Annotated in this window: 2 protein-coding genes and 4 pseudogenes; 4 read left to right on the top strand and 2 right to left on the bottom strand. The window is 45.5% G+C overall.

The features are described from left to right. A pseudogene (locus tag C7N83_RS17260) lies at positions 1 to 120 on the top strand (BUD32 family EKC/KEOPS complex subunit); the annotation flags it as partial. Between the two features lie 14 nt (positions 121 to 134). Here the strand turns inward: C7N83_RS17260 and C7N83_RS17160 are convergent. Beyond that, positions 135 to 440 (bottom strand): annotated as a pseudogene (locus C7N83_RS17160) (IS1595 family transposase); the annotation flags it as partial. A gap of 354 nt (positions 441 to 794) precedes the next feature. On the opposite strand from C7N83_RS17160, the gene C7N83_RS13340 reads away from it, so the two are divergent. Both C7N83_RS13340 and C7N83_RS13335 read left to right on the top strand, forming a co-directional pair. Next, positions 795 to 1,931 carry a hypothetical protein gene (locus C7N83_RS13340; RefSeq protein WP_106743222.1) on the top strand — a complete coding sequence of 379 codons (1,137 nt, stop codon included), beginning with the start codon at positions 795 to 797 and terminating at the stop codon, positions 1,929 to 1,931. A gap of 145 nt (positions 1,932 to 2,076) precedes the next feature. Continuing rightward, positions 2,077 to 2,807, top strand: a pseudogene (locus tag C7N83_RS13335) (IS1595 family transposase). Positions 2,808 to 2,872: 65 nt separating this feature from the next. Here the strand turns inward: C7N83_RS13335 and C7N83_RS13330 are convergent. Continuing rightward, complete coding sequence (locus C7N83_RS13330) at positions 2,873 to 3,274, bottom strand: RNA-binding S4 domain-containing protein (protein ID WP_106743221.1); 402 nt, start codon at positions 3,272 to 3,274, stop codon at positions 2,873 to 2,875. A gap of 258 nt (positions 3,275 to 3,532) precedes the next feature. Here C7N83_RS13330 and C7N83_RS13325 point away from each other — a divergent pair. Next, positions 3,533 to 3,738: pseudogene (locus C7N83_RS13325) on the top strand (BUD32 family EKC/KEOPS complex subunit); the annotation flags it as partial.

The following is a 3,738-nucleotide window of genomic DNA, read 5'->3' as shown; positions in this document are numbered from 1 at the left end:
CAAGGCAGGCGGGTGGGTTTTATTGATTTTGAAGACAATCCTGCCGCTGCATTGGATATTATCCAATGCCAAAGTCGCGATTGGCTGTGTTACCTGCAATCGACGCTGCTGATATTACAGCGGCAAAGGCGGTACCAACCTTTCCCTGCCGTTTTTAAGATGCCGGATACAGCCGCTTTCCCTGCTGCCGCGCGTCCGCGTTTGCCCTTACGCCGACCGCCGAAACAACCCCGTCCGGCCCGGTGGGGCCTCGGAAACCCTGCCGGCTTCCTGCACCAAATGACAGGCTGTCACCCGGCTGGTTTACGGTAGGACAACATAGCCCAATCGGGTTGGATACCCAGAATATCAGCGGCTGCACGGGCTGTGGCTTCCGGTACGAAAAACCGGAGAAGTTTTCTTTGGGCATCCTTTGTTAATTTGCAATTGGTTATCTTTATTTTTGCAGTCTGACATGACTGCTAATCTACTTCAGCCTCTCTAAATTTTTCTTAAAAACTTTCAGACAGCCTGATATAAAGTTGATTTTTATCAAATTAGTCGGTTTATTTTTTAATTCATGTAAAATTTTCTTGACGTGGTACAACAAACTACATAGCATGTGTTTCACATTAGTTACATAATTCAATGTATTGCACAGCATGACGTGACAATTGACGAAAATTTGTAACTGGATAACACCGATGTTGCTGGCAGTCGGTTAAACCACCTTATCGCTTGAAGTCGCTTTTAAATCCGGCCCAAACAATAAAAACTAAAACGGTTGTTTGTTTCCTGATGAACTGGAGATTTGCATGAAAACTCAAAGAAACTTTGCTGCTGTTTGTATCGCTTTAGCTGCCACGCCTTTTGCTGCAGCCAATCCTGCCGACAGCGGGCGTGATGCCGCCGCGTTATCGACTACCGGTGATTATGTCAATTCCGGAAGCATTATCCGTAAAGACGAAGATAAAATCAGCATCTTCAATGATTTCCTGACTGTAAACAGCGCATTTCGCGTTCGTGTCGACAGCGGAGATACTGCCGCCAACAACAGCAGCGTTAACCCCACACTTGAAAACACCCACAGCGAATTCAACGCAGAATTTTGGGTTCGTGCGAATCTTTATAAAGACTGGAAAGCAGTGGCGCAAATCGAACCGAACATTGATTTGGAAACCGGTAAATTTCGTGGCGACCATGATGTACCGGTGAACAAGCTCTATGCCGAAGGTACGGTTTACAATTTTGGCAGCCACAGCATTAAAGCGCGTGTCGGTAAATTTGGCGCATTCTCTTCATACGGCCGCGTTTGGGATACCGAAGTGACCGGTGCCGAATTATTCTTCGACAACAAAGTATTGCCGACCAAAGTGACGGCAGGCCGTCGTACCGGCTACTTCAATGACAATGTCTGGGGTATAGGCGGCCGCCGCAAACATTTTGCTTCGATTCAAAGTGTTTATCCGGTAAATGAAAACATCAATATCGGCACGACCGTCAGCTATATGAAAGATGTCGATATCGGTAACCGCCATAATGCCAAAAATACGTTATTCGGCGAACTGGGGACCGACATCAAATTCAACGGTGATTGGCGCTGGATGGCTGCGGTCAGCAAATCGAACATCAAAGCCTACAACAATGTCGGCCAAAAAATCAAAAACGACGGCGTATTCACTGAAGTCCGCTACAAATTGGCTGATTGGGATGTGCGCCATTCGTATGATGTCTTTTTGAACTACCGCCGCGTAGGTTCATTGTCGGGCGTATCTTCGGTTGAAGATTACAGTAAAAACGTTCAAGGCATTCAATTGGGTGCCACTTACATTCCTTGGAAAAACTGGAAGTTAAGAGGCTTCTACCTGCATGGTAAACAAGTTACCGCAACTGTTGGCAGCGACAAACAAGATGTGAACGTCGTTCGCGGCCAAGTAGAATACAAATTCTAATCAGAACCGGTAACCGGAAAAACAAATAGGGAAGCCTTGCTTGTCGGTTTCAGACGGCATGGTTTGGCATCTTAAAATTATTTAATTTTTTTAGGGGGCTGTCCTAGATAACCAGGGAAATTCAAATTAAGTCAGAGCTATCCCTATACGCAAAAGTCGTCTAAGCCGGTACAAACAAAACAAACTGATTGAACTGTTTGTTGCAGGAGTTACCGCCCGAACAGCATCCGGGTTAGTTTGGCGTAAACAAAAATACTGCAGCTTATTTTCATCGTTTACGATTACTTATTTATAGCCGATTAAAATCGAACCAATACTGCGTTGGTGCACCTTGCCGTACTGTCTGTACTGTCTGCGGCAGACTGCCTTGTCTCATTCCAAACCGAATCAACTATATTTTGGCAGACAACGTCAAGGTAAACGCGGTCGTGGTGCTGCCGGCAAAGTTGCTGTATTCGGGCTTTTAAAGCGAAACGGTAACGTTTTTACCATTACCGTACCGAATACGCAAACAGCTGCCTTGCTGCCAATTCTCCGCAAACAGGTTAGCCCTGACAGCATATGTTTATTGTTTATACGGACTGTTATCGCCGTTATGATGTGTTAGAGGTGGGTAAATTTACCCATTTTCATATCAATCACGGTACACATTTTGCTGAAAGATAAAATCCTATTAACGGGATTAAGCATTTTGGGAATCAGGCAAAACGGCATTGACGCAAGTTGAACGGTATTGCCAAAGCGCATTTCGAGCTGTATTTGAAGGAATGTGAACGGCGTTTTGGCAACAGCGGGATAAAAGTTCAAATTTCTATTTTAAAACAATTAACAATTAATAAGACAGGATTTATCTTGATTATCCAGGACAGCCACTAAAATTTAATTGTTTTGAATGCATTCAAGGCTGTCTGAAAAATTTCAGACGGCCTTGTTGTATGGATTTACCAGGTGTCGCGTTTGACTTTATCCAATTGCCGGCGGTCGCGTTTGGTCGGCCGGCCGTCAGGATAAGCGGCAATGATGCGGCTGGCTTGATTGAGCTGCTTTTGCTTTTCACGTTCAGATGCGGTTTTGGCATCTTCTTGGTAAAGCAACCTTGCTTCGGATGCAGGACGGCGTTGATGGTTGAGCGCCAGCACTTTAAACTTATAAGGCAGGGAATTCAAGGTCATGTCGATGGTGTCGCCGGCAGAAATATTTTTGCTGTTTTTTACTTTGGAGCCATTCACCTGAATCCGGCCAAGCTCAATGTGCTTTTGTGCTAAGGCACGGGTTTTGAAAAAGCGCGCCGCCCACAGCCATTTGTCGAGGCGCATGCTATAATTGTCTTGTTCGTTTTTCATAGATGTGTCAGAAAAGATTTGAATTGATTCAGAGTTTATCATAGGATACGTCGGCTAATGTATTACCGAACCCACCATAGTCACTGATATGACCGGGAGCATCGAAGCTTGTGCGCGAAGGCAAAGGAGATAAAGCATTGCTCGGCTTATAAACCACCGGCCAAGCTCATATCTGCCCGTATACCTGTCTGAACACAGCATCGGAAAGAACGGTTCAGACAGGCATCAGCTTGGCCTTGACCTGCGAATCCACAACTTATGAAAACAACTTCTCCAAAATACAAATTATCAATCAATTACAGTACCGAATTAGAAAAACGGGCAAAACGGCAAAACAGCGGTATGGCGCGCCATATTTTGGCCGGTGGCAAAGTGGTATGGATACGTCGGGCCGGCCCGCATAATCCGGCATGGCGCTATTGGTTGATGGGTATGCTTGCCAAACTGTTGCATGCCAAAGTGCT

The sequence above is a fragment of the Neisseria iguanae genome, assembly GCF_003013245.1.
In the GTDB taxonomy this organism is placed as follows: Bacteria; Pseudomonadota; Gammaproteobacteria; order Burkholderiales; family Neisseriaceae; genus Neisseria; species Neisseria iguanae.
This window is presented reverse-complemented; position numbering and strand designations above follow the sequence as displayed.

Excerpts from the sequence above, each read along its gene's own strand:
- C7N83_RS13330 (WP_106743221.1), bottom strand. The coding sequence starts at position 3,274 with ATGAAAAACGAACAAGACAATTATAGCATGCGCCTCGACAAATGGCTG.
- C7N83_RS13340 (WP_106743222.1), top strand. The coding sequence starts at position 795 with ATGAAAACTCAAAGAAACTTTGCTGCTGTTTGTATCGCTTTAGCTGCC.